22 protein-coding genes are annotated in these 24,815 nt (G+C 66.1%); 12 read left to right on the forward strand and 10 right to left on the reverse strand.

Translation table 11 applies throughout. The features are described from left to right. Positions 1 to 68 precede the first annotated feature (68 nt). On the forward strand, positions 69 to 2,444 hold the full coding sequence (locus ABQY64_RS06575; protein ID WP_349779146.1) for a TonB-dependent receptor domain-containing protein: 2,376 nt from the start codon (positions 69 to 71) through the stop codon (positions 2,442 to 2,444). A 157-nt stretch (positions 2,445 to 2,601) separates the two neighbouring features. Here the strand turns inward: ABQY64_RS06575 and trxC are convergent, their stop codons facing one another. From trxC to ABQY64_RS06605, 6 genes are all read right to left on the reverse strand, one after another. Then, on the reverse strand, positions 2,602 to 3,048 hold the full coding sequence (gene trxC / locus ABQY64_RS06580; RefSeq protein ID WP_349779145.1) for a thioredoxin TrxC: 447 nt from the start codon (positions 3,046 to 3,048) through the stop codon (positions 2,602 to 2,604). A gap of 179 nt (positions 3,049 to 3,227) precedes the next feature. Further along, positions 3,228 to 3,593 (reverse strand): DUF1428 domain-containing protein, encoded by a 366-nt coding sequence (locus ABQY64_RS06585; protein WP_039522643.1) that lies wholly within the window; start codon positions 3,591 to 3,593, stop codon positions 3,228 to 3,230. A gap of 390 nt (positions 3,594 to 3,983) precedes the next feature. After that, positions 3,984 to 5,114 (reverse strand): hybrid sensor histidine kinase/response regulator, encoded by a 1,131-nt coding sequence (locus ABQY64_RS06590; RefSeq protein ID WP_039520029.1) that lies wholly within the window; start codon positions 5,112 to 5,114, stop codon positions 3,984 to 3,986. Further along, positions 5,111 to 5,689 carry a chemotaxis protein CheB gene (locus ABQY64_RS06595; protein WP_167763526.1) on the reverse strand — a complete coding sequence of 193 codons (579 nt, stop codon included), beginning with the start codon at positions 5,687 to 5,689 and terminating at the stop codon, positions 5,111 to 5,113. Before ABQY64_RS06595 ends, ABQY64_RS06590 begins: the two co-directional genes overlap by 4 nt. Before the next feature lie 5 nt (positions 5,690 to 5,694). After that, positions 5,695 to 6,546, reverse strand: coding sequence for a protein-glutamate O-methyltransferase CheR (locus tag ABQY64_RS06600; RefSeq protein ID WP_172454412.1), 852 nt, complete (start codon positions 6,544 to 6,546; stop codon positions 5,695 to 5,697). Beyond that, positions 6,519 to 9,683, reverse strand: a complete 3,165-nt coding sequence (locus ABQY64_RS06605; RefSeq protein WP_249453336.1) for a response regulator — start codon at positions 9,681 to 9,683, stop codon at positions 6,519 to 6,521. Before ABQY64_RS06605 ends, ABQY64_RS06600 begins: the two co-directional genes overlap by 28 nt. Positions 9,684 to 9,839: 156 nt before the next feature. Between ABQY64_RS06605 and ABQY64_RS06610 the strand changes: the two genes are divergently transcribed. Both ABQY64_RS06610 and ABQY64_RS06615 read left to right on the forward strand, forming a co-directional pair. Beyond that, positions 9,840 to 11,003, forward strand: a complete 1,164-nt coding sequence (locus ABQY64_RS06610; RefSeq protein WP_039528498.1) for a PAS domain-containing sensor histidine kinase — start codon at positions 9,840 to 9,842, stop codon at positions 11,001 to 11,003. Beyond that, a complete protein-coding gene (locus ABQY64_RS06615) occupies positions 10,996 to 11,364 on the forward strand; it encodes a response regulator (protein WP_016901499.1) in 369 nt (122 codons plus the stop codon). Before ABQY64_RS06610 ends, ABQY64_RS06615 begins: the two co-directional genes overlap by 8 nt. An 84-nt stretch (positions 11,365 to 11,448) precedes the next feature. On the opposite strand, the gene ABQY64_RS06620 is transcribed toward ABQY64_RS06615, so the two are convergent. Together ABQY64_RS06620 and ABQY64_RS06625 are read right to left on the reverse strand one after the other, a co-directional pair. Next, on the reverse strand, positions 11,449 to 12,798 hold the full coding sequence (locus tag ABQY64_RS06620; RefSeq protein WP_349779144.1) for a glycoside hydrolase family 16 protein: 1,350 nt from the start codon (positions 12,796 to 12,798) through the stop codon (positions 11,449 to 11,451). A 428-nt stretch (positions 12,799 to 13,226) separates the two neighbouring features. Beyond that, entirely contained in the window at positions 13,227 to 13,502 is a 276-nt protein-coding gene (locus ABQY64_RS06625) for a DUF2798 domain-containing protein (protein WP_047128339.1), read from the reverse strand. 135 nt (positions 13,503 to 13,637) lie between these two features. On the opposite strand from ABQY64_RS06625, the gene ABQY64_RS06630 reads away from it, so the two are divergent. Then, positions 13,638 to 14,603 carry a LysR family transcriptional regulator gene (locus ABQY64_RS06630; RefSeq protein WP_349779143.1) on the forward strand — a complete coding sequence of 322 codons (966 nt, stop codon included), beginning with the start codon at positions 13,638 to 13,640 and terminating at the stop codon, positions 14,601 to 14,603. Positions 14,604 to 14,789: 186 nt separating this feature from the next. Here the strand turns inward: ABQY64_RS06630 and ABQY64_RS06635 are convergent, their stop codons facing one another. Continuing rightward, positions 14,790 to 16,373, reverse strand: a complete 1,584-nt coding sequence (locus tag ABQY64_RS06635; protein WP_349779142.1) for an alpha-L-arabinofuranosidase C-terminal domain-containing protein — start codon at positions 16,371 to 16,373, stop codon at positions 14,790 to 14,792. 241 nt (positions 16,374 to 16,614) lie between these two features. On the opposite strand from ABQY64_RS06635, the gene ABQY64_RS06640 reads away from it, so the two are divergent. Beyond that, positions 16,615 to 17,664: an aldose epimerase family protein gene (locus tag ABQY64_RS06640; RefSeq protein ID WP_349779141.1), complete on the forward strand. Its 1,050-nt coding sequence runs from the start codon at positions 16,615 to 16,617 to the stop codon at positions 17,662 to 17,664. 52 nt (positions 17,665 to 17,716) lie between these two features. Here the strand turns inward: ABQY64_RS06640 and ABQY64_RS06645 are convergent, their stop codons facing one another. Next, positions 17,717 to 18,508, reverse strand: a complete 792-nt coding sequence (locus ABQY64_RS06645; RefSeq protein ID WP_016901491.1) for an inner membrane protein YpjD — start codon at positions 18,506 to 18,508, stop codon at positions 17,717 to 17,719. 381 nt (positions 18,509 to 18,889) lie between these two features. Here ABQY64_RS06645 and ffh point away from each other — a divergent pair, with 381 nt between their 5' ends. From ffh to rplS, 7 genes are all read left to right on the forward strand, one after another. Next, positions 18,890 to 20,266, forward strand: a complete 1,377-nt coding sequence (gene ffh, locus ABQY64_RS06650; protein ID WP_016901489.1) for a signal recognition particle protein — start codon at positions 18,890 to 18,892, stop codon at positions 20,264 to 20,266. 92 nt (positions 20,267 to 20,358) lie between these two features. Continuing rightward, positions 20,359 to 21,429: a nitronate monooxygenase gene (locus ABQY64_RS06655; protein WP_349779140.1), complete on the forward strand. Its 1,071-nt coding sequence runs from the start codon at positions 20,359 to 20,361 to the stop codon at positions 21,427 to 21,429. Next, entirely contained in the window at positions 21,420 to 22,217 is a 798-nt protein-coding gene (locus tag ABQY64_RS06660) for an aminotransferase class IV family protein (protein WP_349779139.1), read from the forward strand. Before ABQY64_RS06655 ends, ABQY64_RS06660 begins: the two co-directional genes overlap by 10 nt. Before the next feature lie 97 nt (positions 22,218 to 22,314). Continuing rightward, positions 22,315 to 22,575 (forward strand): 30S ribosomal protein S16, encoded by a 261-nt coding sequence (gene rpsP, locus ABQY64_RS06665; RefSeq protein WP_011036396.1) that lies wholly within the window; start codon positions 22,315 to 22,317, stop codon positions 22,573 to 22,575. A 44-nt stretch (positions 22,576 to 22,619) separates the two neighbouring features. Next, entirely contained in the window at positions 22,620 to 23,132 is a 513-nt protein-coding gene (rimM, locus tag ABQY64_RS06670; protein WP_016901486.1) for a ribosome maturation factor RimM, read from the forward strand. Positions 23,133 to 23,201: 69 nt separating this feature from the next. Beyond that, positions 23,202 to 23,960, forward strand: coding sequence for a tRNA (guanosine(37)-N1)-methyltransferase TrmD (gene trmD, locus ABQY64_RS06675; RefSeq protein ID WP_039520068.1), 759 nt, complete (start codon positions 23,202 to 23,204; stop codon positions 23,958 to 23,960). 145 nt (positions 23,961 to 24,105) lie between these two features. Further along, a complete protein-coding gene (rplS, locus tag ABQY64_RS06680; RefSeq protein WP_005989873.1) occupies positions 24,106 to 24,513 on the forward strand; it encodes a 50S ribosomal protein L19 in 408 nt (135 codons plus the stop codon). Positions 24,514 to 24,815 lie beyond the last annotated feature (302 nt).

Below are 24,815 nucleotides of genomic sequence, written 5' to 3' on the forward strand. Positions count from 1 at the left end.
CAGTCATGTTGATCGCCGCGTTTGCCTCCGTGTCACCCCTCGCGTCACTTACCCAAGGATCATCTCGCATGTCGTTGTATTCGTCTGTCTCCGCGTCCCTGACGTCCGCCACCACGCACGCACCCGCACGCCGTCGCGCCGCCTTGCAGCGCACGCCGCTGGCGCGTGCCTGCGCCGGCCTGCTGCTTGCCTCGCTGGCCGCCGCTGCCTCTGCGCAGCAGGCGCCGACGCGCCAGGGCGAGGGCGAGGGCAGCCCGACCGCGCTGGATACGGTCACCGTCACTGCCGAGCACCGCGAGCAGAACCTGCAGGAAGTGCCGGTGTCGGTGGGCGTGGTGCAGGGCGCGGCGATGCGCGAGTTCACCGCCGGTGGCGACGACACGCTGCTGGCGCTGTCCGGCCGCGTGCCGGGCTTCTATGCCGAGACCACCACCGGGCGCATCTTTCCGCGCTTCTATATCCGTGGCCTGGGTAATATCGATTTCTACCTTGGCGCTTCGCAGCCGGTGTCCATCATCCAGGACGACGTGGTGCTGGAGCACGTGGTGCTCAAGTCCAACCCGGTCTATGACGTGGACCAGGTCGAAGTGCTGCGCGGCCCGCAGGGCACCTTGTTCGGCCGCAACACCACCGCCGGCATCGTCAAGTTCGACACCATCAAACCCAGCGATACCTATACCGGCCGCGTCGATGCCAGCTACGGCAGCTACAACACGGTGTCGCTGGACGGCGGCTTCGGCGGCCCGATCAACGACGTGCTGTCGTTCCGTGTGTCGGCCCTGTACCAGCACCGCGACGACTGGGTGGACAACACCTTCGCCGGCAGCAGCGCCGACGGCACGCGTACCCCGCGCAAGGATGCGATGGGCGGCTACAACGACCGCAATGCGCGCCTGCAGTTGCTGCTCAAGCCCAACGACGCGTTCTCGCTGCTGGGCTCGGTGCATACGCGCGACTACGACGGCACCTCCACGTTGTTCCTGCGCAATGCGGTCACGCGCGGCAGCGACAAGGTCGACGTGCCGCGCGATCGCGTTGCCTACGACGAGGCGCACGACAACCCGCAGGCGTATCAGACCGACGGCGGCTCGATCAAGGCGATCTACGATTTCGGCGGCGTGTCGCTGACCTCCATCACCGCCTACGAAACCACCTCCGGCTATAGCCGTGGCGACACCGATGGCGGCGCAGCGGCCAATTACCCGGTCAACGGCGTGCCGAACGGCTTCGGCCAGTCGATGGGGCAGATCCGCGACCTGGACCAGTACACCCAGGAACTGCGTCTGGCCAGCGAAGGCGACGACACCCTGCAATGGCAGGTGGGCGCGTTCTACTTCGACGGGCGCGACACCACCGATTTCTATCAGCGGGCGTATTTCCTGCAGACCGCCGCGCGCAACCCCAACAACTGGGTGCGCCTGCGCAACACCAATACCTCCTGGGCCGGCTTCGGGCAGCTCAGCTACAAGGCCACCGACGCGCTCACCCTGACTGCCGGTCTGCGCCAGACCAAGGACAGCAAGGAAACCCGCCTGCTCAAGACCGCCGATACCGCCGCCGGTGCGGTGACCTATCGCGGCCGTCGCGACGTGCGCATGTCCGACACCCAGCCCAGCTGGGATCTCAGCGCGATGTATGAGATCAATCCCGAGCTGAGCGTCTATGCGCGCGTGGCACGCGGTTTCCGCGGCCCGACCATCCAGGGCCGCAGCGCGGTGTTCAATTCCGATTTCACCACCGCCGATTCGGAAACCATCCTGTCGTGGGAGGCCGGCATCAAGAGCAGCCTGTTCGACAATCGCCTGCGTCTGAACGTCAGCGGCTTCACCTATACGGTGGACGACATCCAGCTCAACGGCAACGACTCGGACGGCAACGGCGTGCTGTTCAATGCCGACAAGGCCAAGGCCTACGGCCTGGAGGCGGATCTGGACTGGCGCCCGATCTCCAACCTGTCGCTGACCGCCGGCCTGAGCCTGTTGCATAGCGAAATCCACGACGATCGCGTCTACGCGCAGGCCTGTGCGCTCAACGGCGTGGTGGTGTGCACAGTCAACGACCCGACCATCCGCGTCGGTGCCAACACCTTTGCGCAGATCGACGGCAACCCGCTGCCCAACGCGCCCAAGTACAACCTCAACCTGGCCGCGCGCTACGACATTCCGGTGGGCAACGATGGCGCCTTCTTCGTCTCCACCGACTGGAACAAGCAGGGCGAAACCAGCTTCGTGCTGTACGACTCCACCGAGTTCCGCGCCGACGGCAATTTCGAAGGCGGCCTCAAGCTCGGCTACACCGGCGGCTACGGTGCGTGGGAAGTGGCGGCGTTTGCGCGCAACATCACCAACGAGAAGAACGTCAAGGGCGTGATCGAAAACTACATGGCGGCGGTGTACAACGAGCCGCGCATGGTGGGTGTGTCGGTCAACGTCAACTGGCAGTAAGAGCGATTGAAAAGTAGCGGGCGGCTGCACGGTGCTCTGGTCAGCCGCTCCCGGTGCTTGATCGATCGACTGCATCACTGCGCGTGTGCCGCAGTGATGCCGACCGTAGAACGTAGAACAGACCCGCTGCGTGCATCATGCAGCGGGTTTTTTTGTGTCAACGGCTGCGCAACACCGACTGCACCCAGCTGACGATCTGCGCGCTGCTCACCGCGCCGGAGTGACGGCCCAGCTCACTGCCGCCGCGGATGACCAGCAAGGTCGGGATGCTGCGGATGCCGAAGCGCGTGCCCAGCGCCGGATGCAGATCGGTATCGACCTTCGCCAGCCGGACCTGCGGTTCGAGCAGTGCCGCGGCTGCGGCAAACTGTGGCGCCATGCTCAGGCACGGCCCGCACCACGGCGCCCAGAAATCCACCACCAACGGCAGCGCGCTGCGCAGCGCATGCTTGTCGAAATCGGCTACCGACAGCGCCACCGGCGTGCCCAGGAACAAGGGCTTGTGGCAACTGCCGCAGTTGGGGGCATCGCGCAGACGCGCAGCTGCGACACGGTTCATCGCAGCGCAGCTCGGGCAGGCGATCAAAAGCGGTGCGTCGGTCATGCGGCGGTCTCCGGTGGCAGGCAATGCAGTCGCTGCGCTCGCGCATCATGGGCGGCGAGCGCGGCTGCATGCTGCCAGTGTAACTGCCATCGCCGAAGGTCCGGTGTCGTCGGCCACTGCCGCAACACCGGGTGTGCGGCGCTCATGCGACAGGCCGGCGCACGCGCGCGCTGCAGTGCTCAGCCCGATTGCCCCAGGCTCAGGATCGGAACGAAGCCGCCGTAGATCAGGCGCTTGCCATCGAACGGCATCGGGTTGACCGATGGGTCCATGCGCGGGTCGTCCATCATCTTGCGCATGCCCGCATCGCGGGTCGCCTTGTCCGGCCATTCGATCCACGAAAACACCACGGTTTCGTCGTCGCCGGCATCGACCGCGCGATGGAAGTCGGTCAGTTGTCCATGCTGGACGTCATCGCCCCAGCACTCCACCACGCGCAGCGCGCCGTACTCGATGATGATGGCATCGCCCATGCGGGCATGTTCCAGAAACGCGGCCTTGTTGGCCGTGGGCACCGCGAGCGCAAACCCATCCACATACGACATGACCACCTCCTCAGACATGGCGCACGGCGTGCGCCTGATGATGACGAACAGATGCTGGTGCGACCGAAACAAGCTGGAATGCGGCGCCGCGATGGATGTCGCCCGCGCGTGGAATGCGAGCATACGGTGCATCCGGATGGCGAGCACTGGTCGCGCTCGCATGACGATGCACACCGTTGTCGTGCCCGGTTTAGTTCTCGTATCGCATGCGCGGCACGCTGCGTGCCGCGTCCTGGATGAGTTCGTCAGAGGGATTATGTTGTGGCGATGGGCTGGGCTTACGACAGGCCGCCAGCCCCGGGATTGCACCGGCTTCGATCACCCATCACGCCTTGCCGGGCGCGCCGCGGCGAACGCCGGGCGTGATGTTCGTCGCCCCATTGGCCGCGATTACGCGGCCAGGTTGTGTCGCCGCAGCACGGCTTCAAACACCACGTCGCCGCTTTCGTTGCGTGCCTGCAGCGTACCGCCGTGCGCCTTGACGAACTGGTCGGCGATGAACAGGCCCAGCCCCAGGCCCTGGCTGGCATGGAAGCTGGCCTTGAACGGCTCGAACAGGCGCGGCATCAGGCTGTCCGGGATGCGCCCGACATTGCGCACCGACAGCCGCAGCGTGTCGCGTTCGCGTCCATCCAGGTGCACCCGCACCGGCTGGCTACCGCCATGCAGCACCGCATTGCCGACCAGATTGGACACGACCTGGGCCAGGCGATCGCCATCGCCATCGCCGTCCAGATCGCCTTCGGTACGCAGGTCGATCGGCGTGTGCGGGTTGGCCTGCGCCACTTCGCCCACCACGCTATGGGTGACTTCGCCCAGATTGCAGGGGCCGAATTGCATCGACAGCCCGTCGCTGCGCAGGCGCGAGAAATCCAGCAGCTGCTCGACCATCCGCGCCATCCGCCGCGCGCTGTTTTCCAGGTGATCAAGCGTGCGTGCGGCCGAGCCATCGGCCTCCACATCCAGGCTGAGCTTGTCGGCGCACAGCAGGATCACCGACAGCGGCGTACGCAGGTCGTGGGTGAGCACGGCCATCATGGTTTCGTTGAGGGTGAGCGCGCGTTCCAGCGAGGCGTTGCGCGCCTTGAGCAGGCGCCGCTGCTGGTACAACTCGATGAACACATTGACCTTGCTCAGGATCACGTGCGGCTCGATCGGCTTGTGCAGGAAATCCACCGCGCCGGTTTCGTAGCCCTGGAAGGCGCGCATCGGATCGTTCGGCGATGCGGTCAGGAAAATGATCGGCACATGCCGGCTGCGCTGCGAGCCGCGCATCAGTTCGGCCAGCGAAAAGCCGTCCATTTCCGGCATGTGTACATCCAGCAGCGCCAGCGCCACATCGTGTTCGAGCAACAGCTCCAGCGCCTGCGCGCCGGACGCGGCACACAGCACCTGGAGGCCGTCGCGCTGCAGCAGCGCTTCCATCGCCACCAGGTTCTGCGGCACGTCGTCGACGATCAGCAGCTTGGCGGGTTCATCGCCATTGCTGTGCGCAGCCAGGCCGGTCGCGGTGAGATTCATGGGTGAAAGGCTTCCAGTCTGCTGCAGATCGCCTGCAGGGTGAGCACCGCATCGGCGCCAGCATAGGCGAGAGCGGAGGCGGGCATCAGCGGTGAGGCGGCATCGTCGGGGCGCTGGATCCAGGCGGTGCCACCGACCGCGCGCACGGCTGCCACGCCGGCGCTGCCGTCGCTGCTGGCGCCGGTGAGCAGGATCGCCAGCAGCCGCCGCCCGAACACGTCGGCCGCCGATTCGAACAGCGGGTCGATCGCCGGGCGCGAGAACAGCACCGGTGCATCCATCGACAACGCCAGGCTGTCGCGCGTTTCCACCAGCAGATGGTAGTCGGGCGGGGCGATGGTCACGCTGCCGGCAAGCAGCGGCTGCTTGTCTTCGGCCTCGCGCACCGGCAAGGCGCAGCGTGCATCCATCAGCTCGGCAAGATGGCTGGTGCGGTCGCGTGGCAGATGCAACACCACCAGCACCGGCATCGGCAGATCCGCAGGCAGGCTGGACAACAGCGCCTGCAAGGCCATGACACCGCCGGCCGAGGCACCGATCACCATCGCGTCGAACTGCGCCGCCGCCGCGTGCATTGCGTTCATGCCGCCGCCTTGCGGAACAGGCGCTGCTCGCGTGCCACGGTTTCGAACGCCTGCGCATGCGCACCGAACTGCAGCGACTCCTTGCTGCCCAGGCCCAGGAACCCGCGGTGCACCAATGCATCGTGGAACAGGCCCACGGCACGGTCCTGCAGGCTGCGGTTGAAATAGATCAGCACGTTGCGGCACGACACCAGGTGCACTTCGGAGAACACCGTATCGGTGGCGAGGCTGTGGTCGGCGAAGACGATATTGCGCTTCAACCGGCGGTCGAACACCGCGCCATCGTAGGCGGTGGTGTAATAGTCCGAGAGCGAGCCGCGGCCGCCGGCGTCCAGGTAATTGCGGCTGAATTGCGCGATGCGGTCGATGCCGAAGGCGCCGGCCTCGGCCATGCCCAGGGCTTCGGGATTGATGTCGGTGGCGTAGATCACGGCCTTTTCCAGCAGGCCTTCTTCGTGCAGCAGGATCGCCAGCGACCAGACTTCCTCGCCGGTGCTGCAGCCGGCCACCCACAGCTTGATCGACGGATAGGTGCGCAAGACCGGCACCGCATGCTCGCGCAGTACGCGAAAGTAGGCCGGGTCGCGGAACATCTCCGACACCTGCACGGTGAAGAACTGCATCGCCTGCGCAAAGGTGTCCGGTTCGTGCAGCAGGCGGTGCTGCAGATCGGCCACGCGGGTGCACTCCAGACGTGCCATCGCGTGGCGCATGCGCCGGCGCAGCGACGACACCGCGTAATCGCGGAAGTCGTAGTGGTAGCGCTGGTAGACCGCTTCCAGCAGCACCCGCAGCTCCAGGTCGAACAGCTCCACCGCGTTCATTGCCGCGAGCACCACACCCGGCATAGCGACACCAGCTTGTCCACGTCGATGGGCTTGGCGATGTAGTCGTTGGCGCCGGCCTCGAGGCAACGTTCGCGATCGTCGGCCATGGCCTTGGCGGTCAGCGCGATGATCGGCAGATCCTGCCACTGGCGGTTGGCGCGGATCTGACGCATCGCGGTCAGGCCGTCCATCTCCGGCATCATGATGTCCATCAGCACCAGGTCCACCTCGTGCTTGGCCAGATGTTCCAGCGCCTCGCGGCCGTTGCGGGCGATCTGCAGCGTCACGCCCAGCGGCTCGAGCACGCTGGAGAGCGCAAAGATGTTGCGCACGTCGTCCTCGGCCAGCAGCACGGTGGCGCCGTCCAGCACCGCGTCGCGGCGGCGCGCTTCGCGCAGCAGGCGTTGCTGGTCGCTGGGCAGCGAGGCTTCCACACTGTGCAGGAACAGCGTCACCTCATCGAGCAGGCGCTCGGGCGAGCGCACGCCCTTGATGATGATGCTCTTGGAATAGCGGCGCAGGCGTTGTTCCTCGTCGCGGGTGAGCGCGCGCCCGGTGTAGACGATGACCGGCGGAAACGCGACTGCGTCGTTGCCGGCCATGCGCTCGAGCAGGTCGTAGCCGCTGCCGTCGGGCAGCGCCAGATCGGTGACCATGCAGTCGAAGGTCGAGCCGGCCAGTTGCTGCATCGCCTCGGCAATGCTGCCGACTGCGATGATCTCCAGCTGATCGCGCGCCAGCAGCAATTGCAGATTCGCACGCAGCGCGCTGTCGTCTTCGACGATCAGCAGGCGGCGCACCGCGCGTGCATTGGTGTCTTCCAGTTGACGGATCGCGCCCGCCAGCAACTCGCGCGTGGCCGGCTTGATCAGATAGCCCACCGCGCCCAGTTCCAGCGCAATCTGGCTGCGCTCCAGCGCAGACACCACATGCACCGGAATATGGCGCGTGGCCGGATCGCGCTTGAGGCGTTCGAGTACGCTCAGGCCGGACGCATCCGGCAGGCCGATATCGAGCAGGATGCCGCTGGGACGCAGTTCGGCGGCCAGGCGCAGCGCTTCTTCGGCGCTGGGCGCCACCACGCAATCGAAGTCCAGCTCGTGCGCCAGGTCGACCAGCGCCTGTGCAAAGCGTGCTTCGTCTTCCACCGCCAGGATCAGCCGGCCGGGACGGGTGCGTTGGTCGCGATCATCGTCGGCACGCTGCAGCGGCGGGGCGGCGGCTGCCGGAATCGGCAGCGGCATTCCCGTGGGCGCAACCGTTGCGCGCCCATCGAGGCGCGAGGCCATGGCCGTGCCACTGGCGGATTGCGACGACGGCGCGGCGCCGATCGCCATCGCGCCCGCGTTGGCCTGTGCTGCAGTGACCAGCTCGGCGGGCGCGCCATCGATCGGCAACTCCAGCGTGAAACAGCTGCCGCGTCCGGGCTGGCTGTCCACGCGGATGCTGCCGCCCATGCGCTGGGCCAGGTCGCGCGAGATCGACAGCCCCAAACCGGTGCCGCCGTAACGACGGCGCGTGCTGCCATCGGCCTGGCGGAACGCTTCGAAGATGACCTCGGTCTGTTCGTGCGCGATGCCGATGCCGGTGTCGTTGACCTTGAACAGCACCCGGCCCGGCGTGTGCGCCTGGATCGACAGGCTGACGCTGCCGTGCTCGGTGAACTTGATCGCGTTGGCCAGCAGATTCTTGAGGATCTGCTGCAGGCGCTGGCTATCGACGACCAGTTGCGTCGGTGCGTCCGATTCGGCAGCCATCTGCAACGCTAGGCCTTTCTGCCGCGCCAGCGGCTCGAAGGTTTCGCGCAGGCGCTGCAGCACCGAGCTGGTGGCGACGGTTTCGTCGGCCAGTTCCACATGCCCGGCTTCGATCTTGGACAGGTCGAGAATGTCGTTGATCAACGCCAGCAGATCGTTGTTGGACGACAGGATCGCCTGCGCGTATTTCACCTGCTCGGGGCTGAGCGTGCCGTCCTTGTTGTCCGACAGCAGCTTGGCCAGGATCAACGCGCTGTTGAGCGGCGTGCGCAGCTCGTGCGACATGTTGGCCAGGAATTCGGATTTGTAGCGCGAGGCGGTAGACAGCTCGTTGCTGTTGCGCACCAGCTGGTTCTGCGCGATCAGCAAGGCCTGCTTCTGCGCTTCCAACGCCTGGGTGCGCTCTTCCAGCTGCACATTGGTCTGTTCCAGCTCGGCTTGCTGCAGTTCCAGATCGCTTTGCGATTGCTGCAGGCTGCGGCTTTGTTCCTCCAGCTCCTCGTTGGCCACGCGCAGCTCTTCCTGCTGGGTCTGCAGTTCCTCGCTTTGGCGCTGGGTTTCTTCCAGCAGGGCCACCAGCTGCGCGCGCAGCAATGCCGTGCGCAAGGCCAGGCCGATGTTCTCGCCGCAGCGCGTGAGGAGTTCTTCCTCGCGCGTGCGGGCCGTGCCCTGCGCAGCGGCGCGGCCCAGTTCGAGGATGCCGATCACCCGCCCATCGGCGATGACCGGCGCCAGCAGCAATTCCTGGCAGGCGCTGCGGCCCAGGCCCGAGGCGATCTGCAGATGTCCGGCCTCCACACCGCGCACCCGGCGCACCGTGCCGCTACGCAAGGCCTCGCCGAGTTGGCCGGCATCGGTCGGCAATGTCTTGGACGCATCGGCCGGCAGCGCGGCGCCGCCGGTCAGACGCAGGCGTTCGCCCTCGATGCGATACAGCGCGCCGACCTGCGCATCCAGCGTGTCGCACAGCGCGCGCACGGCGGCATTGGCCAGATCGTCCGGGCTGTGATCGCCGCGCAAACTGGCTTCGACGGTGTTTTCGGCCTGCTGCAGCCACAGCGCCAGTTCGGCCTGGCGGCGCGCGCGGATCGCCTGCATCACCACCAGCGCCATCGCCAGGAACGACACCCCGCCGATGCTGCGGTTGATCGAGGAAAAACTCGAACTGGTACTGGATGGCGCCAGCTGAAAACCGACGGCCAGCAGCACGCACGAGAGCGTGGCGACCACCAGAGGCACCTGCACGCGATTCTGGAAAACCGTCACGCCCACCGCGACGAAATAGGTCAGCCACACCGCATAGCCGAGCGGCGTGACCAATTCCACGCCGAGCGTTCCCGCCATCAGGGCCCCCGCGATCACCCACACCCAGCGGTCGCGTGTGGTCGAGATGTTCTGCATAAAGGCGCGGACCGGACGGGGAGGGCGGTCATGGTAGCCGATAAGTTTCACGCGCAAATCGCCGGGATTTTGACGCTCTGCAGCCGGGTCGGCTTGCACGCAGCCTTCACGCACTCGTCACTATGGTCGCGCGCTTTCTCGGGGAAAAGTTGCGTGATGGATGCGGAAACGGCCGTCGACAGTGCGGGGCCGCTTTCTCACGACAGCCGGCAGTGCCAGCTGTTGGTGCAGAGCGTGTCCGATTATGCGATCTACATGCTCGATACGGGCGGCCACGTGTGCAGCTGGAATCCCGGCGGCGAGCGCATCAAGGGTTACACCGCCGCCGAGATCATTGGCTCGCACTTTTCGCGCTTCTATCTGCCAGAGGATGCGCAGGGTGGCGAGCCGGCCCGCAATCTGGACACCGCCAGACGCGAGGGGCGCTTTGCCACCGAAGGCTGGCGGGTGCGCAAGGACGGCAGCCGCTTCTGGGCAAGCGTGGCAATCGAGCCGGTGCTGGAATTCGGCGTGCTGGTGGGGTTTGCCAAGGTCACCTGCGACATCGACCAGCGGCATCAGGCGCAGCAGCTGTTGCAGCACGCGCAGCACGCCCTGATGCAGTCGCAGAAAGTGGATGCGCTGGGCCGCCTCACGCTCGGCATGGCGCACGATTTCAATAATCTGCTGACCGTGATGGTGACCAGCCTGGACCTGATCGCGCTGCGTGCCGGCGACGATGCGCGCACGCGCATGCTGGTGGAAGCGGCGCAGACGGCAGTCGACCGTGGCACCTTGCTGACGCGCCAGCTGCTCGCCTTTGCACGCGGGCAGCGGCTGATTCCTGAGCGCCATGGCGCCAACGCGGTGGTGACGCGCTCGCTGGAACTGCTGCGGCGTGCCTGCCCGGCCGGCCTTGCCTTGTCGCTCAAGTTTGCCGAGCAATTGCCCGATATCCGCGTGGACCCCGGCCAACTGGAAGCGGCCTTGCTCAATCTGGTGTTCAACAGCTGCGATGCCATGCCTGGCGGCGGCAATATCGTGCTGGAAACGGCCGTGCAGCAGCGTGTTGCGCCGTCCGATCCGCATGGCCGGCCGCGCAACTACGTCAGCATTGCCGTGCGCGATGATGGCCCCGGCATGTCTGCACACGTGGCGCAATGCGCCAGTGAGCCGTTTTTCACCACCAAGGACGTGGGCAAGGGCTCGGGCCTGGGATTGAGCCAGGTATACGGCTTTGCGTCCCAATCCGGTGGTTTTGTCGAGCTGGATACCGCTCCTGGCCGCGGCACCACCGTTACCCTGTTTCTCCCGGCCATCGAGGAGGCTGAGCATGACTGAACCCCTGCGTCTGTTGATGGTGGAAGATCAGCAGGAATTACGCGAACTGATCGGCGAGGCGCTGCGTGATGCAGGCATCACCGTCGAAACTGCCGACGATGGCCACAGCGCCTTGCGCATGCTGCGCGAGAACGGCCCCTATGACGTGGTCTTCAGCGACATCCGCATGCCCAACGGCATGTCGGGCATCGAACTGAGCGAACACGTGGCGCAGCTGCTACCGCAGGCGCGGGTCATCCTGGCCTCGGGGTTTGCAAAGGCGCAATTACCGCCGCTGCCGGCGCAGGTGGATTTCCTGCCCAAGCCGTATCGCCTGCGTCAGCTGATCGATGTGTTGAAAGGCGTGGCAACCAACGCCTGAGCGTTGGCTGCATGTGTCCTGCGCTGCAGAAAGCCGTGCCTGCAATCGCGCGGGCCGTGACCGAGTATCCTGCGGCTGCGCCGCTCAACGGCTCTGGTAGTACACCTTGTCGATGGCAATCTCCACTGGTGCGGCCGGCGGATCGGCCACCAGCATGAACATCTGTTTGACCGCTTGCAGATCCAGGTCGTAGAAGGCACTGAAGGGAATGCTCACCTCGTGCCAGGCGCCGTCGCGCACCAGGCCGTACTGATTGCCGCCCGCGGCAAAATCCACCCAGCTATCACCAAAACTGGTGTTGATGCCGATCTTGAAGGTCGATGGCGTGGTGGTTTTCAGGTGTAGCTTCAGCGCGCCGCCGGTATAGGCGGCCATGTTGCGATAGTCGGTCTGGATGCCCAGGCCATACCAGGCACCGGCGTTGGCGCGATACGCCATCACGTTGCTGCCTTCGAACGGCGCCTGCGCAATCGGGGTGAGGTTGTTCCACAGATACAGCTCGGCATCCTGGCCGAAGTTGAGTCGCCCGCTGGTATCGGCCTGCTCGGTGAACACGCCGAATCGCCCCGCAGGCGCTGCGTGTTGCGCGCCCACGTACAGTTGCGAACCGGGGTTTTGATACAGGCGGATATAATCGATCTCCATCCTGCCAGGCAACGGCGCGGTCACCGCCGCAGGCGAGGTGATGCCGGTATAGGTGCCGCCCACGGCGAGATTGAGCAGCAGATACTGCTGCTGATGGAATTCGTGCAGCGAGGCGCCTTCGATATTGGAGATCGCAAACTCGAAGTATTGCTGGCCGTCGATCGACACGCGGATGAACTGCGGGTCCCAGGTCATGCGGTACACATGGAAGTCGGCATGCAGATCCACCGGGCTGGTGTAGCTGGTGTCGTAGTCGGCCTGCTGGCCGTTGTAGTCCCAGTGCACCGCGGCGCCGATACGGCGATTGGCGGTGCCATTGGCGATCGCCGCGGCCATGCCGGCTTCCAGCAGGTCGATCTCGCCGCGACCTGGCCACACGCCGATGGTGCCCAGCATCCAGTACGCCGGCCATAGCCCGTTGCCCACCACCGGCGTCTTGATGCGCGCCTCCAGCGTGCCGTATTTGAAGTGCATGCGGCCTTCGGTCTTGAGACGCGCCGAGGTAAACGGCATGCCCTGGAATGCTTCGCGTCGCGCTTCGATCACCAGCCGGCCGTTATCGATGCGCGCGTTTTCGGCGCGGCTGGTGTAGTACTGCATCTCGCCGTTGCCCCAGCCGCACAGGCCGATCTGGCAGCCATTGCCGACGTCATAGGTCCACTTGTTGCCATCGATGCCGGGGCCATTGAAGTTGTCTTCCCAGACCAGGGTTTGCGCGTGCGCGCCTGGTGTCATCGCCACTGCGCACAGCAGGGCGAACTGCACAGCGACACTGCGTAGCGTGTTCATTGCGTGCGTCTCCAAAAAGTGGACCGACGTCCATGGAGAAGTGACGCTGCGCAGCGGCTACTTCAGTGTCAAAGCAATTGTGTGGCGCGTTTCAGTTCCGTGGAGTTCATTCCGGAATCATCCAGCATTGGCATGACGGCGGTCGCAGACTGCATGCGCCGGATGCTGCGTGGCAGCAGCTGGCTGCGGATGTTTCGTTGCGGGCGCGACTGCATCTGCGGCGTTCAGGTCAATGCGTTCAAGCCGACAGATGCTTCGAACGCCAACGCGTGCACGCGTTGGCAGGCGCTGGAGTGGCTACGGCGCTGGGAACGCCATCGGAATGCCACCGTGGCCGGCAAGCCACGTGCTGCGGCACATCGATGGCCTTGCGGATGCATCGGCACATTGCCCGCGGCAGCGTTTCGCGCATCCCGCATACGCCAGCCTCAATGCCCGGCGTGCACCGTCCAGGCCACCAGCCGTATCACCAGCGGTCGCACCACCAGCACGCAGCAGAACGCGGTGGGCATCGCAATGCGGTAAGCGTCCAGCACGCGCCACAGGTAGCCGGGGGCAAGGCCGGTGTTGGCGCCGGTGATCACCAGGCACATCAGCAAGGCCATGATCGTGGCCATATAGAACGCGAACACAAACGGGGTGGTGCGCACGCCGAGTTTCCAGCGCGGGCGCAGCAATGAGGAGGAGGGGGGAGATGACGACATGCAGTGGCCTCGGTTGCCGTGGATCGGCGTGATGGGCAGCACTGTAGAGACGCCACCGCGGGCGGGGTAGATCGCGTAGCCTTGCGGCTTACGTAAGAAAAACTTACGAATCGTTTGGTAATACTTGCCTAGCCAATGAACATTCTTCAGTCCATCCGTAGCTTTGTCAGCACTGTCGATGCCGGCAGCATTGCCGGCGGTGCCAAGTTGCTGGGGATCAGTGCGGCCGCGGTCAGCCAGAACATCGCGCGACTGGAGCAGCACCTGGGCGTGCGTCTGCTGCACCGGACCACGCGCAGCCTGGCGCTGACCGAGCGCGGCACGCTGTACTTCGAGCAGGTGCGGCAGCTGGAGCGCGACCTGGAGCGCGCGCGCCAATCAGTGGCCGGGCCGCAGCAGGCGCCGGCGGGGCGCTTGCGGGTGGCCAGCACCGCGGCCTTTGCGCGGCACGTGCTCGCCCCGATGCTGCCGGCCCTGCGTCAGCAGTATCCGCAGCTGGAGATCGAACTGCTATGCACCGACCGGGCGGTGCAGCACGCGCAGGAAAGCGTGGATGTCAGCCTGCGCATCGAAGCGCAGTTGGAAGACGGCCTGGTCGCACGCTGCATCGCCCAGGTGCCGCTGGTGGTCTGCGCAGCGCCCGAGTATCTGGCGCGTTGCGGGACGCCGCAGGGTGCGGACGACTTGAAGTATCACGATTGCCTGCTGCTGCGTTACCCGGTCGACGGGCGCTGCCTGCCGTGGAATTTCGTGCGCAATGGCGTGCGCTTCCAGCCGGAACTGGGCAAGGCAATGGTCAGCGACGATATCGACGCGCTAGCCACCATGGCCGCGGCCGGCGGCGGCATCGCGCGGCTGGCCGCCTATGTCGTGCAGCCTTACCTGCAGCGCGGCGAGCTGCAGCCGCTGTTTGTCTCCGATCTCGGCAGCACCGCCCAGGCATTACCGGAGCCGCTGCGGATCTACCTCTGCGTCGCCGACCGCCGCGACTTCACCCCGAAGGTGCGCGCCTTCATGGAACACGTGCTTGAACGCCTGCCGGTGCAATGGCGTACTGCCGAGCCTGCGCTGACGCCGGCTCACGCAGCAACCGGAGTGTAGCCAGCATTCGACATCTGGAGAGCGCCTGGTCCGTGCGCTGTTCGACAGGGCGCACGCGGGGGTGACGTGCTGATGCGTGATGCATGCCGGGTTGCTTGAGAGCGGTCGACGCTGAAGACACAGTTTGCGCAGTCGTCGTTCTCGACCAACGACTACGGCGGCAGTTGATGCTGCCGCCGCCATCGCTCACTCCAGCTTGAGCATCACGACCGAGCGCGCCGGCAGCGCGACAGTCACTGCGTTGCCTTGCATGCGTGCCCCCTTGAACGCCTTGGGTTCCACCGCATGTGGCTGGGTAAAAGTGTTGTGCGCAGTGATCGCCGGCCCGGTCAGAATCTGTCCGGTCATCCCGCGCGCCGTCAGGCCATCCACCTGCACACTGACGCTCGCGGCCGACGTCGCATCCAGATTGGTCAGGGCGATATAGACGTGTCCATCCCTGGCCTTGACCGCCGAGCCGTGCACTGCGGGCACGTGGACATCGCCGTGGCGATACTCGGGTGCACTTAGTCGCAACGGCAGCTGGGTGGCGTCCTGGTAGGGCTTGTACAGCGCGAACACATGGTAGGTGGGCGTCAGCACCATCTTGTCGCCGTCGGTGAGGATCATCGCCTGCAGCACATTGACCATCTGCGCGATGTTGGCCATGCGCACGCGCTCGGCATGCGCGCTGAAGATGTCGATGTTCAACGACGCCACCAGTGCATCGCGCAGCGTGTTCTGCTGATGCAGGAAGCCCGGGTTCGCATCCGGCAGCCCGGCGTACCAGGTGCCCCATTCGTCCACCACCAGCGCGACCTTCTTGCCTGGGTCGTAGCGGTCCATGATCGCGCTGTGTTTGCGGATCAGCTCGTCCATTACCAGCGTGCGCGACAGCGTGTCGATCCAGGCGGCTTCGTCGAAGTCGGTGGAGGAGGCGCGCGGCGGCCAGCCACCGGGCACGGTGTAGTAGTGCAGGCTCAGGCCGTCCATCAGCGTGCCGGCCTCGCGCATCATCACCTCGGTCCAGTGGTAATCGTCGTTGTTGGGGCCGGGCGCGATCTTGAGGATCTTCTGATTGGCCGGCGCCTTGACGAAGGTCTGGTAGCGCCGATAGACGTCGGCCGCGTATTCCACGCGCATGTTGCCGCCGCAGCCCCACAGCTCGTTGCCCACGCCGAAGTAGGGCACCTGCCACGGTGCATCGCGGCCATTGGCGCGGCGTTCGTTGGCCAGGCTCGAGCGGGTCGGTGCCGTCATGTATTCGGCCCACTGCGCGATCTCGTCCGGCGCCGCATTGCCCACGTTGCCGGCGATATAGGCCTGGGTGCCGAGCAGCTCGGTGAACTCCATGAACTCGTGCGTGCCGAAGCGGTTGGACTCTTCCACGCCGCCCCAGTGCGTGTTGACGCTGACCGGGCGCCTGGCCGGCGCACCGACGCCATCGCGCCAATGGTATTCGTCGGCAAAACAGCCGCCGGGCCAGCGGATGTTGGGCACCGCAATCGCCTTCAACGCGGCCAGCACATCGTTGCGATAGCCGCGCGTATTGGGAATCGCCGAGTTCTCGCCGACCCACACCCCGCCATAGATGCCGGTGCCCAGATGCTCGGCGAACTGGCCAAACAGTTGCCGCGACACCTGCGCACCGGGCTGGTCCACGCGCAGCGTGCCGGTCACCTTGACCTCGGCCGCGGGGGCGGCGAGCGCGCTGGCGAGCAAGGCCGCGGCAACGACAGCCTGCAACAGCCGTCCCGGTGAGATTCGCAAAGTGGGGGAAATCCACTGCATCGGCTTGGCGCTCCTGTGCTGATCGATCGAGGGGGGGCGCACGCCGCTGCGGGGCGGGCGCGTCGCTAGCCTAGTGCCTGCGATGTCTGCTTGTCGCTGCATCGCGATCAATCAGCCAGAGGCTGGCGCAGGTCTCGCCGACATGGTCATCACGTCGCACGCCAGGATGTGCGCCGGGGCATGGCCGGCGACCGCGCTCCCCCGCTATGCTCGCCAGCTTCCAGTATCGGCAGGACGATCCATGCAGCGAGTGTTCGGGCAGTTGCCAGACGGTGTCGAAGTCCACGCGCTCACGCTGCGCAGCGATGACGGCCTGGAGGCGGAGGTGCTCACCTACGGCGGCATCCTGCATGCGCTGCGGCTGACCACCGAGCACGCGGTGGTGCCGCTGCTGCTGGCATTGCCGGATCTGCCGGCCTACGCCGCCGATGGCGACAGCCTCAACATCCTGGTCGGCCGCTTCGGCAACCGCATCGCCGGCGCGCGCTACACGCTGGATGGCGTCACCCACACGCTGGCGGCCAATGAAGGGCGCAACCAGTTGCACGGCGGCCTGCGCGGCTTCGGTCGGCGCGTGTGGAGCGTGCTGGAGCAGGCGCCGGACCAGGTGCTGCTCGGTTACGACTCGCCCGATGGCGAAGAAGGCTATCCCGGCAATCTGCAGGTGCGTGCGCGGCTGCACCTGCAAGGACGCAGCCTGCAGCTGGACTTCGAGGCGCACTGCGATGCCGCCACCGCGTTGAACCTCACCCATCACCCGTACTTCAACTTGTCCGGCGACCCGCATCGGCGCGCCGCGCTGCAGGTGCTGCGGGTGCCGGCCGATCGCTATTTGCCGGTGGATGCCGAATCGATCCCGACCGGCGAAATCACCTCCGTCGCCGGCACGCCGTTCGATTTCCGCCATGCTGCGGCGTTGGCCGACAAGATCAATCCGTTGCACCCGCAGGTGGTGCTCGGCAAGGGCTACGACCAATGCCTGGTGCTGGCCGCCGGGGCCGATTGCGTTGCCGAGCTGTACTCGCCGCACAGTGGCGTGGCGCTGCGCATCAGCAGCGACGCGCCGGCGGTGCAACTCTACGAAGGCCAGCATCTGGACGACCACCATCCCGGACTCGGCCGCGGCGTCTGCCTGGAGCCGCAGGACTACCCGGACGCGCCCAACCACCCCAATTTCCCGTCGACGATCCTGCGGCCCGGGCAGGTCTATCGCCGCCGCATCGCCTATCACTTCGCCAGCCCGGGGCCGGATCAGCCGTGGGCGGTGGTGAGCGCTGCGCTGGACGCCTGAGCGCGGGTATCGTAGCGACGGCGGGGCCGGGACGGGCCTGAATCCAACGCGATCAGCGCGGCCCCAACACCAGCTCGATCACGAACTTGCTACCGAAGAACGACAACACCAGCAGCGCCATTGCGGTTAGCGTCCAGTGCACCGCCTTGGTGCCGCGCCAGCCGTTACGCCAGCGGCCGATCAGCAGCGCACCGAACACGATCCACGACAGGATGCTGAGTACGGTCTTGTGCAGCAGCCGCTGCGCCAGGAAGTCCTGCACGAACAGCAGGCCGGTCAGCAGGGTCAGGCTCAACAGCACGAAGCCGACGGTGATCGTGCGGAACAGCAGCGTCTCCAGCTCGGTCAACGGCGGCAGCGCGCGCAGCCAGGTGTGGAAGTCGCGCCGGCGCAGGGCGCGCTCCTGCAGCCACAGCATGATCGCCAGCAACGCGGCGATGCCCAGCGTGGCATAGGCCAGCAGCGCCATCCATGCGTGCAATTCCAGCCGCCAGCCCAGGTCCGAGCTCGGTTCGTGGCCGTAAGCGTGATAGCAGGCCAGCAGGATTGCCGACAGCGGAAACACCACCACGCCCACCGCCGCCATGCGCCCGCGCGCGCCGAACACTGCCGTCAGCGCGGCCATGCCCAGGCCGCATAGCGATAGCGCCGCGAAGAAATGCATGTCCGGCCCGCCGGCGGTGCGCAGCGCCACCAGCACGTGGTACCCGGCGTGCAGCGCCACGGCCGCCAGTGCCGGGATCAGCCAGCGGGCAGGCGCCTGGTTGCCATCGCGCAGCACCGAGCGGGTGAGCAGTGCCGTGGCCAGCAGATACAAGGCGAACGCGATGAGAACGATTGTCATCGTGGAAGTTTCGCATATTGGGGGCTGGGATTCGGGAATCGGGAATCGGGAATCGGGAATCGGGAATCGGGAATCGGGAATCGGGAATCGGGAATCGGGAATCGGGAATCGGGAATCGGGAAAAGCAGTTGCGAGCTGCGGGGGCTGGAGGTGGGCTGGCGTGCTGGGGGCGGAGCGCGAGCGGGCAGGGGCTACCTGCTGGCACCGCAGTTGCCGTTCCTGTCCTGGCGCTGCTGCGCTGGTTGGCTGTGCGCGTTGGTGAGGCTGCTCGCGGGTCGGCTTCGCCGGTCGGGCGCTGGCGGCCGCCGGGGCGGCCGGGGCGGCCGGCTGGCCGGTGCCGCTATAATCGACGCCCGTTTCCCCTCACGCGGTCCCTTGCGCATGTTCGAGTCCCTTACCCAACGTCTCTCCGGCACCATGGAGCGCCTGCGCGGCCGCGGCCGCCTGACCGAGGAGAACATCCGCGAAGCCACCCGTGAAGTGCGCATCGCGTTGCTCGAAGCCGACGTGGCGCTGCCGGTGGTGCAGGCGCTGATCGAGCGCATCAAGGTGCGCGCGGTCGGTCAGGAAGTGCTCAAGTCGCTGACCCCTGGCCAGGCGCTGATCAAGATCGTCCGCGACGAGCTGACCGCCGTGATGGGCGCGGCCGCCACCGACCTCAACCTCAACGTGCCGGCGCCGGCGATCATCCTGATGGCCGGCCTGCAGGGCGCGGGCAAGACCACCACGGTCGGCAAGCTCGCCAAGCACCTGAAGGAAAAGCGCAAGAAGAAGGTCATGGTGGTCTCGGCCGACGTCTACCGTCCGGCCGCGATCGAGCAGCTCAAGACCCTGGCCGAGCAGGTCGGCGTGCTGTTCTTCCCGTCCGACGCCTCGCAGAAGCCGGTCGACATCGTGCGCGCCGCCATCAGCGATGCGCGCAAGTCGTTCGCCGACGTGCTGCTGGTCGATACCGCCGGCCGCCTAGCCATCGATGCGGCGATGATGGAGGAGATCAAGGCGCTGCACGCCGCGGTCAACCCGACCGAAACCCTGTTCGTGGTCGATGCGATGACCGGCCAGGACGCGGCCAACACCGCCAAGGCCTTCGGTGAGGCGCTGCCGCTGACTGGCGTGGTGCTGACCAAGACCGACGGCGACGCCCGTGGCGGCGCCGCGCTGAGCGTGCGCTACATCACCGGCAAACCGATCAAGTTCGTCGGTACCGGCGAAAAGACCGACGGCCTGGACGTGTTCCATCCCGACCGCGTCGCCAGCCGCATCCTGGACATGGGCGACGTGCTGTCGTTGGTGGAGCAGGTCGAGCACAGCGTCGACCAGGAAAAGGCCGCCAAGCTCGCCGCCAAGGTCGCCAAGGGCAAGAAGTTCGACCTCAACGACATGAAGGAACAGCTCGAGCAGATGCAGAACATGGGCGGCATCCATGGGCTGATGGACAAGCTGCCGGGCATGGGCCAGATCCCGGACAACGTCAAGCAGCAGGTCACCGGCAAGGAAGTGCCGCGCATGATCGCGATCATCAATTCGATGACCAAGAAGGAGCGCCGCAACCCGGCCCTGCTCAACGGCTCGCGCCGCGCCCGCATCGCCCGCGGCTCCGGCATGCAGCCGGCCGACGTCAACAAGCTGATGAAGCAGTATCAGCAGATGGAAAAGATGATGGGCAAGCTGGCCGGCGGTGGCATGAAGGGCCTGATGCGCAACATGAAGGGCATGATGGGCGCGATGGGCGGCCGCGGCGGCATGCCGTTCCGTTGAGTTTCAATCGGCGACGCGCGCGGTAAGTCCTTCGACAGGCACGCGTGGCGTTGAACTCGCGCATGACGCGTCATCACTTCAGGCCGCGCACGATGGTTTCGTTTTCGCAGATCGACGCCTTCCAGCAGCGTTTTGGTTTAGGCCTTCCCATCCTGCTCAGCCCCATGGCCGGTGCCTGCCCGGTGCCGTTGTCGGCGGCGGTTGCTGAGGCTGGCGGCATGGGCGCGATGGGTGCGGTGTTGTCGCAACCGCAGGACATCGTGGCGTGGATGACGGCCTTTCGCGACGCGAGCGCCGGGCCTGCCCAGGTCAATCTGTGGATTCCCGATCCGGCCCCTGTGCGCGACGCCGCGGCAGAGGCGCGTGTGCGCGCGTTTCTGTCGCAGTGGGGGCCGCCGGTTCCCGAGGATGCGGGCGACGCAACGCCGGCCGACTTCGGTGCCCAGTTCGACGCCTTGCTCGCCGCACGGCCCGCCGTCGCCTCATCGATCATGGGCGTGTTCCGGCCCGATCAGGTTGCGCGGCTGAAAAGCGCCGGCATCGCCTGGTTTGCCTGCGCCACCACGCTGGACGAAGCGCGTGCGGCCCAGGCGGCCGGTGCCGATGCGGTGGTTGCACAGGGCGCCGAGGCCGGTGGGCATCGCGGTGCATTCGACGCCGCTCGCGCCGAGCGGCAGATGACCGGGTTGTTCGCCTTGTTGCCACGATTGGTCGATCACCTGGATCTTCCGGTGATCGCCGCAGGCGGCATCGCCGATGCGCGCGGCATTGCCGCGGCGCTGACGCTGGGCGCAAGCGCCGTGCAGATCGGTACCGGCCTGCTGCGCACGCCCGAGGCGGCGCTGCCGAGCGCCTGGGCCGACGCCCTGGCCCAGGCCGAGCCGGAACAGACCCAGCCGACCCGCGCATTTTCCGGCCGGCTGGGGCGTGCGCTCGCCACGCCCTATGTGCGTGCTGCCATTGCCGCCGAGGCGCCGGTGCCGGCGCCGTATCCGGTGCAGCGCGCGCTGACCGCACCGATGCGTCAGGCCGCCGCGCGCGACAACCGGCTGGACGCCATGCAGGCCTGGGCCGGCCAATCGGCCTGGATGGCACCGGCCCAGCCTGCCGCGCAATTGCTAACCCAGTGGTGGGCTGAAGCACAGGCGCTGTTGTGCCGCTGATCTTCTGCAACGGCGCAGTGGCGACAGCGCAGCAGTTGGGCGCGGCCGCATTGATCAATTACGGCCACTTCACCACGTTGCAGGTGCGCGGCGGGGCGGTACGCGGGCTGGACCTGCATCTGCAGCGGCTGCAGCACGACGGCGCTGCCCTGTTCGGTGCATCAATCGATGAGGCATCCCTGCGCGCCCAGTTACGCGCTGCGTTGTTGGCTGCGAACTGCGAAGACGCCAGCGTGCGCATCACCGTGTTTGCGCAGGACTTCGACCTGCGCGATCCATTGCGCCAGCTTGCACTCGATGTGCTGATCTCCATCGCGCCCGCAGCCCGGATGCCAGCCACTGCACTGCGCGTGCAGCCGGTCCGTCATGTGCGCGAGCAACCGCGGCACAAGCATGTCGGCACCTTCGCGCTGCTGCATCTGCGTCGCCAGGCCATGGCGGCCGGCTATGACGATGCATTGCTGATCGACGCGCAGGAGCATCTGCTGGAAGGCGCTTTCTGGAATCTGGGCGTGTGGCAGCAGGGCAGGGTGGTGTGGCCACAAGGGCCGGCGCTGCCCGGCACCCAGCAGCGTCTGCTGCAGGCCGGCCTGCAGACGCTCGGTATCCAGCAGGAGTTTCGCCCGGTCGTGCTGAGCGAGCTGGGCGGCTTTGATGGCGCCTTCAGCTGCAACGCGCGCGGTCAGCAGGCGATCGTGCAAGCCGGCGCGGCGTCATGGCCGGCGCAGGCCGCGCAGCTGCCATTGCTGGAACAAGCCCTGCAGACCCAGGCCTGGCAGGGGATCTGAGCGATTCCGGGGTGACTTGGCTTCGCCGCCGGAGCCCGCTATAATCGCCGGCTTACCGCGCCATTCTGGCGACTGGGCAACTCAGGAAAACGACACCATGGTCAAGATTCGACTGACCCGCGGCGGCGCCAAGAAGCGTCCGTTCTACCACATCATCGTGACCGACGTGCGCAGCGCGCGCGACGGCCGCAACATCGAGCGTCTGGGTTACTACAACCCGGTTGCGCAGGGCGCAGAACCGCGCGTCGTGCTGGACGTTGCTCGCGTCGACCATTGGGTCGGCCAGGGCGCCCAGCTGACCGACAAGGTGCGTAACCTGTATCGCGAAGCATCCAAGTCTCAGGCCGCTGCGGCCTGATCCTGGAGGGCCGGGCGCCAGCGCCTGGCCCAGAGTCGACGCAGATGAAGCCGACCGAGCGCCGCATCCTGTTAGGCAGGATTGTCGGCGCTTTTGGTGTCAAGGGCGAGCTCAAGCTCGAATCCTGGACCGAGCCGCGCAGTGCGATCTTCCGGTATCAGCCGTGGATCGTGCGGACGCCCTCGGGGCAGGAATCGGTCGTGAGCGGCGTACGTGGGCGCGATCAGGGCAAGAATCTGATTGCGGTGTTCCCCGACGTCACTGACCGCGACACCGTCGAAGCCATGCATGGAACCGAGATTTACGTCGCGCGCAGCGTGCTGCCGCCGCCCAAGCCCGATGAATATTATTGGGTGGATCTGGAGGAGTTGCAGGTGGAAACCGTCGAGGGCGTCAAGCTCGGCACGGTGTCGCACCTGTTCTCCACCGGCTCCAATGACGTGATGGTGGTACGTGGCGATCGCGAGCGGCTGGTGCCGTTCGTGCTGCCGGATTTCGTCAAGTCGGTCGACTTCGAAGCCAACCTGATCGTGGTGGACTGGGATCCGGATTTCTGACCGGAATGGCGCATCGTGCCGCTCCGCTCTTGCTTTACCCATTCCCCACTTCCGATTCCCGATTCCCCAGTGCGCATCGACGTCATCAGTCTGTTCCCCGAGTTCATCGCGCAATGCGCGGCGTTCGGTGTGGTCGGGCGGGCGCAGGAGCGTGGCTTGCTGGAATTGCAGGGCTGGAATCCGCGCGAGCATGCGCAGGGCAATTACCGCCGGGTGGACGATCGTCCGTTCGGTGGCGGGCCCGGCATGGTGATGTTGATCGAGCCGTTGCGGGCCTGCCTGGACGCGGTGCAAGCGGCAGACGCGCGTCCGGCGCCGGTGATCTATCTCAGCCCGCAGGGGCGGCCGCTCACCCAGCCGCTCGCTCGCGAGCTGGCGCAGTTGCCACGCATGGTGTTGCTGTGCGGGCGCTACGAAGGCGTGGACGAGCGCTTTCTGGCGCAGGCGGTGGATATGGAAATCTCCATCGGCGACTACGTGTTGTCCGGTGGCGAGTTGGGCGCGGCGGTGCTGGTGGATGTGGTGACGCGGTTGCAGGAGGGGGTGTTGAACGACGCCGAATCCGCGGCCCAGGACAGTTTCGAAGGCCCGCAAGGCCTGCTCGACTGCCCGCACTACAGCCATCCATCGACCCATGACTGGGGCGATGTGCCGGAAGTCTTGCGCTCGGGCAATCACGCTGCAATTGCGCGCTGGCGTCGGCAGCAGTCGCTGGGCCGGACCTGGTTGCGTCGCCCGGACTTGCTCGATGAAGCCGGGTTGGACAAGAACGATCGCCGTCTGCTGGACGAGTTTCGCCGCGAACTCGCCCCGGGCGACGAGAAATAAGGGCTCCACCCCTAGCTCTTGCATTATCGATTGGGGTACAATATGCGGCTTGCTGGCCAGCCTTGCGTCTGGCCCTCCTACGAACCTCGAGCAATCGCCGTGCGGCGACTGCCGGTCCAATATCACCAGACACGCGGTGCCCATCATGAGCAAACTCAACAAGACCATCCTGGCTGACTTCGAAGCCGCCCAGATTCAGCGCAAGCTTCCCGAGTTCAACCAGGGCGACACCGTCGTGGTGAACGTCAAGGTGAAGGAAGGCAACCGCGAGCGCGTGCAGGCCTATGAGGGCGTCGTGATCGGTACCAAGAACGCCGGCCTGAACTCCGCGTTCACCGTGCGCAAGATCTCGCACGGCTTCGGCGTCGAGCGCGTGTTCCAGACCCACAGCGCCATCATCGACTCGGTCGAAGTGAAGCGTCGCGGTAAGGTGCGCGCCGGCAAGCTGTACTACCTGCGTGGTCTGGAAGGCAAGGCTGCCCGCATCAAGGAAGATCTGGCCGCCGCTGCACAGGCCAAGGCCGCTCGCCAGGCTGCTGCCAAGGCTGAGTGAGTCACTGGCAGGCTTGTCCTGCTGTTGCCAGACGGTCGCCTTCGGGCGGCCGTTTGTGTTGTGGGAATCGGGAATCGGCATTGGGGAATCGAGATTAGGGATTAGGGATTCGCCGGTTGTGCGTACGCGATGCTCACAGGTTTACACGTGAGCGCGCGGATGTTGCGCAGTGGGGCGGGATGTCTTTTCGTGGCGACTTGGCGAGCGATGGCGTCCGTCGGCTGGGCCGATCACTCAAGAAATCCCTGCGCGCTGTCTTGATCATTTCAATACAGCGCCTGGCTCCTGCTTTCGCGTGATGT

The organism is Xanthomonas sp. WHRI 7065, from assembly GCF_040203115.2.
Lineage (GTDB): Bacteria > Pseudomonadota > Gammaproteobacteria > Xanthomonadales > Xanthomonadaceae > Xanthomonas > Xanthomonas arboricola.

Excerpts from the sequence above, each read along its gene's own strand:
- ffh (WP_016901489.1), top strand. The coding sequence starts at position 18,890 with ATGTTCGAGTCCCTTACCCAACGTCTCTCCGGCACCATGGAGCGCCTG.
- ABQY64_RS06575 (WP_349779146.1), top strand. The coding sequence starts at position 69 with ATGTCGTTGTATTCGTCTGTCTCCGCGTCCCTGACGTCCGCCACCACG.
- ABQY64_RS06655 (WP_349779140.1), top strand. The coding sequence starts at position 20,359 with ATGGTTTCGTTTTCGCAGATCGACGCCTTCCAGCAGCGTTTTGGTTTA.
- ABQY64_RS06630 (WP_349779143.1), top strand. The coding sequence starts at position 13,638 with ATGAACATTCTTCAGTCCATCCGTAGCTTTGTCAGCACTGTCGATGCC.
- ABQY64_RS06605 (WP_249453336.1), bottom strand. The coding sequence starts at position 9,683 with ATGCAGAACATCTCGACCACACGCGACCGCTGGGTGTGGGTGATCGCG.
- ABQY64_RS06640 (WP_349779141.1), top strand. The coding sequence starts at position 16,615 with ATGCAGCGAGTGTTCGGGCAGTTGCCAGACGGTGTCGAAGTCCACGCG.
- rpsP (WP_011036396.1), top strand. The coding sequence starts at position 22,315 with ATGGTCAAGATTCGACTGACCCGCGGCGGCGCCAAGAAGCGTCCGTTC.
- ABQY64_RS06620 (WP_349779144.1), bottom strand. The coding sequence starts at position 12,798 with ATGAACACGCTACGCAGTGTCGCTGTGCAGTTCGCCCTGCTGTGCGCA.
- ABQY64_RS06610 (WP_039528498.1), top strand. The coding sequence starts at position 9,840 with ATGGATGCGGAAACGGCCGTCGACAGTGCGGGGCCGCTTTCTCACGAC.
- ABQY64_RS06590 (WP_039520029.1), bottom strand. The coding sequence starts at position 5,114 with ATGAATCTCACCGCGACCGGCCTGGCTGCGCACAGCAATGGCGATGAA.
- ABQY64_RS06635 (WP_349779142.1), bottom strand. The coding sequence starts at position 16,373 with ATGCAGTGGATTTCCCCCACTTTGCGAATCTCACCGGGACGGCTGTTG.
- trxC (WP_349779145.1), bottom strand. The coding sequence starts at position 3,048 with ATGACCGACGCACCGCTTTTGATCGCCTGCCCGAGCTGCGCTGCGATG.
- ABQY64_RS06645 (WP_016901491.1), bottom strand. The coding sequence starts at position 18,508 with ATGACAATCGTTCTCATCGCGTTCGCCTTGTATCTGCTGGCCACGGCA.
- ABQY64_RS06615 (WP_016901499.1), top strand. The coding sequence starts at position 10,996 with ATGACTGAACCCCTGCGTCTGTTGATGGTGGAAGATCAGCAGGAATTA.
- ABQY64_RS06625 (WP_047128339.1), bottom strand. The coding sequence starts at position 13,502 with ATGTCGTCATCTCCCCCCTCCTCCTCATTGCTGCGCCCGCGCTGGAAA.
- ABQY64_RS06595 (WP_167763526.1), bottom strand. The coding sequence starts at position 5,689 with ATGCACGCGGCGGCGGCGCAGTTCGACGCGATGGTGATCGGTGCCTCG.
- rimM (WP_016901486.1), top strand. The coding sequence starts at position 22,620 with ATGAAGCCGACCGAGCGCCGCATCCTGTTAGGCAGGATTGTCGGCGCT.
- ABQY64_RS06600 (WP_172454412.1), bottom strand. The coding sequence starts at position 6,546 with ATGCCGGGTGTGGTGCTCGCGGCAATGAACGCGGTGGAGCTGTTCGAC.
- ABQY64_RS06585 (WP_039522643.1), bottom strand. The coding sequence starts at position 3,593 with ATGTCGTATGTGGATGGGTTTGCGCTCGCGGTGCCCACGGCCAACAAG.
- rplS (WP_005989873.1), top strand. The coding sequence starts at position 24,106 with ATGAGCAAACTCAACAAGACCATCCTGGCTGACTTCGAAGCCGCCCAG.